This window comes from Acinetobacter lwoffii, assembly GCF_022967985.1.
In the GTDB taxonomy this organism is placed as follows: domain Bacteria; phylum Pseudomonadota; class Gammaproteobacteria; order Pseudomonadales; family Moraxellaceae; genus Acinetobacter.
In genome coordinates this window covers 1-3,508 of the sequence record NZ_JALJVC010000046.1, presented here as the reverse complement: position 1 = coordinate 3,508, position 3,508 = coordinate 1, and the positions used below count along the sequence as shown (strand labels likewise).

The window sequence follows — 3,508 nt, the reverse complement described above, 5'->3', positions numbered from 1 at the left end:
GAAGATGAAATTATAAAGTTACATAACTTATGTAACTTATGAGCTTATGAGCTTATGTAATCTTGAAGAGAGTGATGAGATTGAAAACTTTCCCTATATTTCTTGTCAGGGATTTGTCCATATATGGGAGTGCAGTGCTGAAAAATTAAAGATCTCTCTAGCCACAAGATCGCCAGAGGCTGATCTGTCAGAGATATAAATTTATATAACTTACTTAACTTATAAACCTTGATAGAACTTTTCAATAAAGTTTCGAGCTTTGAGAACCAGATCATCTGCCCCCATTTTTCCATCTAAATCGTACACAATATTCTAAAGATGTTTTTATATTTGTTGAAGTTGAGCCTGAGTCATGAAGCAAGAATCTCTAGTAATACCTAAATTTGCTTAAGTATAGCGATTATCTGCTTATAAAAATTAGGTTTTTGACCATATTGGAATCAAATATGGGGTTCACCGAATGCTTACCTAAAAAAGTTTATCAAAGCACTTGAAAAATTAATAATAAAGATTATCGTATTACGACAACCTCAGAAAATGGATTATATATGATTCCAATGTTAGCTTCACAACTCAAGCAAGAAACCGACTGGCGTGTTATTCACTGTGAAGTATTAATGGATCAATCACATACAGATACTGATGAGGCTTTTGGAAATATCCAAATAGTATCAAAAAACGGTGTCTCTATATGTTTTGGGTTTACCTCATACAAGAATAAAGAAATCGAAATGGACGAAATCCGTATTCTAAATTCAGATAATATTGAAATATGTGTGCATAAAGATGATGGTGGTGAGGTCATACCTGCCGCTTATGATATTGCAGATCAAACAAATTGGCGAAAAATTGCAATAAATACGAAATATGAAAAAGTTAGAAGGAAAGTTAAAAGTATAAGTTTTAATCTGGATAATGAAGCTGACATTTTACATTTTGCACAAAGTCAAAAAGACTTTTCAAACTGGGTAAAAAATAAAATTTTAGAAGAAATAAGGTAAAAATCGGTAGCCTAAATTTCATCCACAGGAAATAAGGATAATTTCTATCTTGGAACCTTGATAACTGGGCAAAAATACCAAAATTGAGCATTTTCTAGCCGGGCTTATTGGCAAAAACTATCAAAAAAGCCGACTTGTTTCCAAGTCGGCTTTTCGAGTTTACGCCCTATTTCTTATAGTATAAATTTTTTGAAATATAATACTATTTACTTTGTGAACCGTACCGGGTTTGTCGGAGACTTTTTTATTTAAGTTAGGCCACCTGGCACTGTTGCAAATAGAGATTTGAGTCGATGATGTTCCCTTTAAAAAGTACTTAGAGACCGAAAACCCTGTTGATTAGACACACTTCACCCTGAGGCTGACCATAATAAAATGACGATGCTTGTCCTTTACGTAGTGCACGCATGACTTCAATACCTTTAATTGTGGCATAAGCCGTCTTCATAGATTTGAATCCTAATGTGGCCCTGATGATCCGCTTTAGCTTGCCATGATCACATTCAATCACGTTATTTTTATACTTAATCTGCCTGTGCTCAAGGTCTGGTGGACATTTACCTTCCCGTTTTAACCGTGATAAAGCACGTCCATATGTGGGTGCTTTATCCGTGTTGATCACTTGTGGAATTTGCCACTTCTTCACATTATTTAAAATTTTTCCAAGAAAACAATATGCTGATTTGGTATTACGTCTAGAAGAAAGATAAAAATCAATGGTATCGCCACGTTGATCGACTGCACGATACAGATAAGACCATCGTCCATTCACTTTTACATAGGTTTCATCAATATGCCACGAGCTCAGATCTGTAGGATTACGCCAATACCAGCGTAAACGTTTTTCTATTTCAGGAGCATAACGTTGAACCCAACGGTAAATAGTCGTGTGATCAACATTCACACCCCGTTCGGCCAGCATTTCCTGCAGTTCACGATAGCTAATGCCATATTTACAATACCAGCGCACAGCCCAAAGAATGATTTCGCCCTGAAAATGCCGACCATGGAAAGGATTCATATGCTGCACCTTTAGCTAAAACAGTCTTCAGCTTACCATTCGTGGTTATTTGCAACAGTGCCCTCCTGAGCCCTATACATATATCGGCATTATCTTTGGGCTAAGTATTGTGTTTTTGGGGCTAACGTTAATTGGTTATACCAACGCAGCAACCCTATTGAACAATAAGATGAAACATACTCTGTATTTACATTCAATATTAGTAATTTTGCTGTTTGCCACAGACTTAATCTTCGGTAATAAGGATCTATTGTTTACTATTTTAAGAAATGTAGGTTTCTTTGTAGTGTTGCAATTTGGAGTCTATCTTTATGTGAAAAAACAGCCAATGAGCTTTAAAGAATTTCTAAAATTAACATAATGGGCGTTATGCGAAATTAGAAAAATGAGTTTATTGCACTGATATTTATCTTTTTTTTTAAATTTTAGACCTGGGTTGGTGCCCAGGTTTTTTTATTGCGTATAACAGTCATTATGTTAAATCGCATATAAAAAAAATTTGACATAAATTAAATTTTATACAATTATATTGCACACAATATATTATTTAAAGGTAATTAAAATGAGTAATCTTTATTCTACCCAAGTTAAAGCAATCGGTGGACGTTCAGGGAATATTCGTAGTGAAGATGGTATCTTAGAACTAAAATTAGCTTTGCCAAAAGAATTAGGTGGTCGAGGTGATGCAACGAATCCTGAGCAATTATTTGCAGCTGGCTATGCTGCATGCTTTGGAAATGCCGTGATCCATGTAACTCGTAGCAATAAAGAACATAAAATCCGTGATAACGATGTAGAAGTCCTGAGTACTGTTGGCATGGTTGCTAATGGCAATGGTGGATTTTCCTTAACAGTACACTTAGATGTCACTCTTTCAGGTATTTCACAAGCTGATGCAGAGAAGATCGTGGAACAAACGCATCAAGTATGTCCTTATTCCAACGCTATTCGAGGTAATATACAGGTATCGACCACTGTCTATACCAAATAAAAAGCTATGTCCAAGAATCAGCTTTGCCTAGATGAGCAACTATGTTTTCCTATTTATGCTGCATCTAATTTAATCGTAAAAGCTTATCGCCCTTTTCTTACACCTCTCGGACTCACTTATCCTCAATATTTAGTGATGTTGGTTTTATGGGAAAAAGAATGTGTAAGTGTGGGTGATCTTGGACAAATTTTACACCTGGATAGTGGGACACTAACGCCCTTACTAAAAAGAATGGAAAAGTCTGAACTTATTAATCGATCACGTGATCCTAATGATGAAAGAAGAGTCCTTATTTCATTAAAAGAAAAGGGTCGAGAGCTACGAGCTGCCGCAGAAATGATTCCTAAAGAGCTGACTCAAAGTATTCAACTTGAAAATTTAAATAAACTAAAAGAAGAATTAAAGTCATTGGTTAAAGTGTTATCAGAGAAAATTTAAGAAATCTTATTATCTGGTGATATGAGTCACTATGATTCTGAAAATTAATTAATTTTT

At 35.1% G+C, this 3,508-nt stretch carries 4 protein-coding genes; 3 read left to right on the top strand and 1 reads right to left on the bottom strand.

The features are described from left to right. Positions 1–548 precede the first annotated feature (548 nt). Positions 549–1,001 (top strand): hypothetical protein, encoded by a 453-nt coding sequence (locus tag MWG72_RS15355; RefSeq protein WP_005093372.1) that lies wholly within the window; start codon positions 549–551, stop codon positions 999–1,001. Positions 1,002–1,317: 316 nt separating this feature from the next. On the opposite strand, the gene MWG72_RS15350 is transcribed toward MWG72_RS15355, so the two are convergent. After that, positions 1,318–2,022: an IS6-like element IS1006 family transposase gene (locus MWG72_RS15350; protein WP_001067784.1), complete on the bottom strand. Its 705-nt coding sequence runs from the start codon at positions 2,020–2,022 to the stop codon at positions 1,318–1,320. A 562-nt stretch (positions 2,023–2,584) separates the two neighbouring features. Here MWG72_RS15350 and MWG72_RS15345 point away from each other — a divergent pair. Together MWG72_RS15345 and MWG72_RS15340 are read left to right on the top strand one after the other, a co-directional pair. After that, the gene (locus MWG72_RS15345) at positions 2,585–3,013 is read left to right on the top strand and encodes an organic hydroperoxide resistance protein (protein WP_005108699.1); all 429 of its coding nucleotides are present in this window, start codon (positions 2,585–2,587) and stop codon (positions 3,011–3,013) included. A 6-nt stretch (positions 3,014–3,019) separates the two neighbouring features. Continuing rightward, complete coding sequence (locus tag MWG72_RS15340) at positions 3,020–3,451, top strand: MarR family winged helix-turn-helix transcriptional regulator (protein ID WP_005108698.1); 432 nt, start codon at positions 3,020–3,022, stop codon at positions 3,449–3,451. Positions 3,452–3,508 lie beyond the last annotated feature (57 nt).

Coding starts and splice junctions, on each gene's coding strand:
- MWG72_RS15340 (WP_005108698.1), top strand. CDS start 3,020: ATGTCCAAGAATCAGCTTTGCCTAGATGAGCAACTATGTTTTCCTATT.
- MWG72_RS15345 (WP_005108699.1), top strand. CDS start 2,585: ATGAGTAATCTTTATTCTACCCAAGTTAAAGCAATCGGTGGACGTTCA.
- MWG72_RS15355 (WP_005093372.1), top strand. CDS start 549: ATGATTCCAATGTTAGCTTCACAACTCAAGCAAGAAACCGACTGGCGT.
- MWG72_RS15350 (WP_001067784.1), bottom strand. CDS start 2,022: ATGAATCCTTTCCATGGTCGGCATTTTCAGGGCGAAATCATTCTTTGG.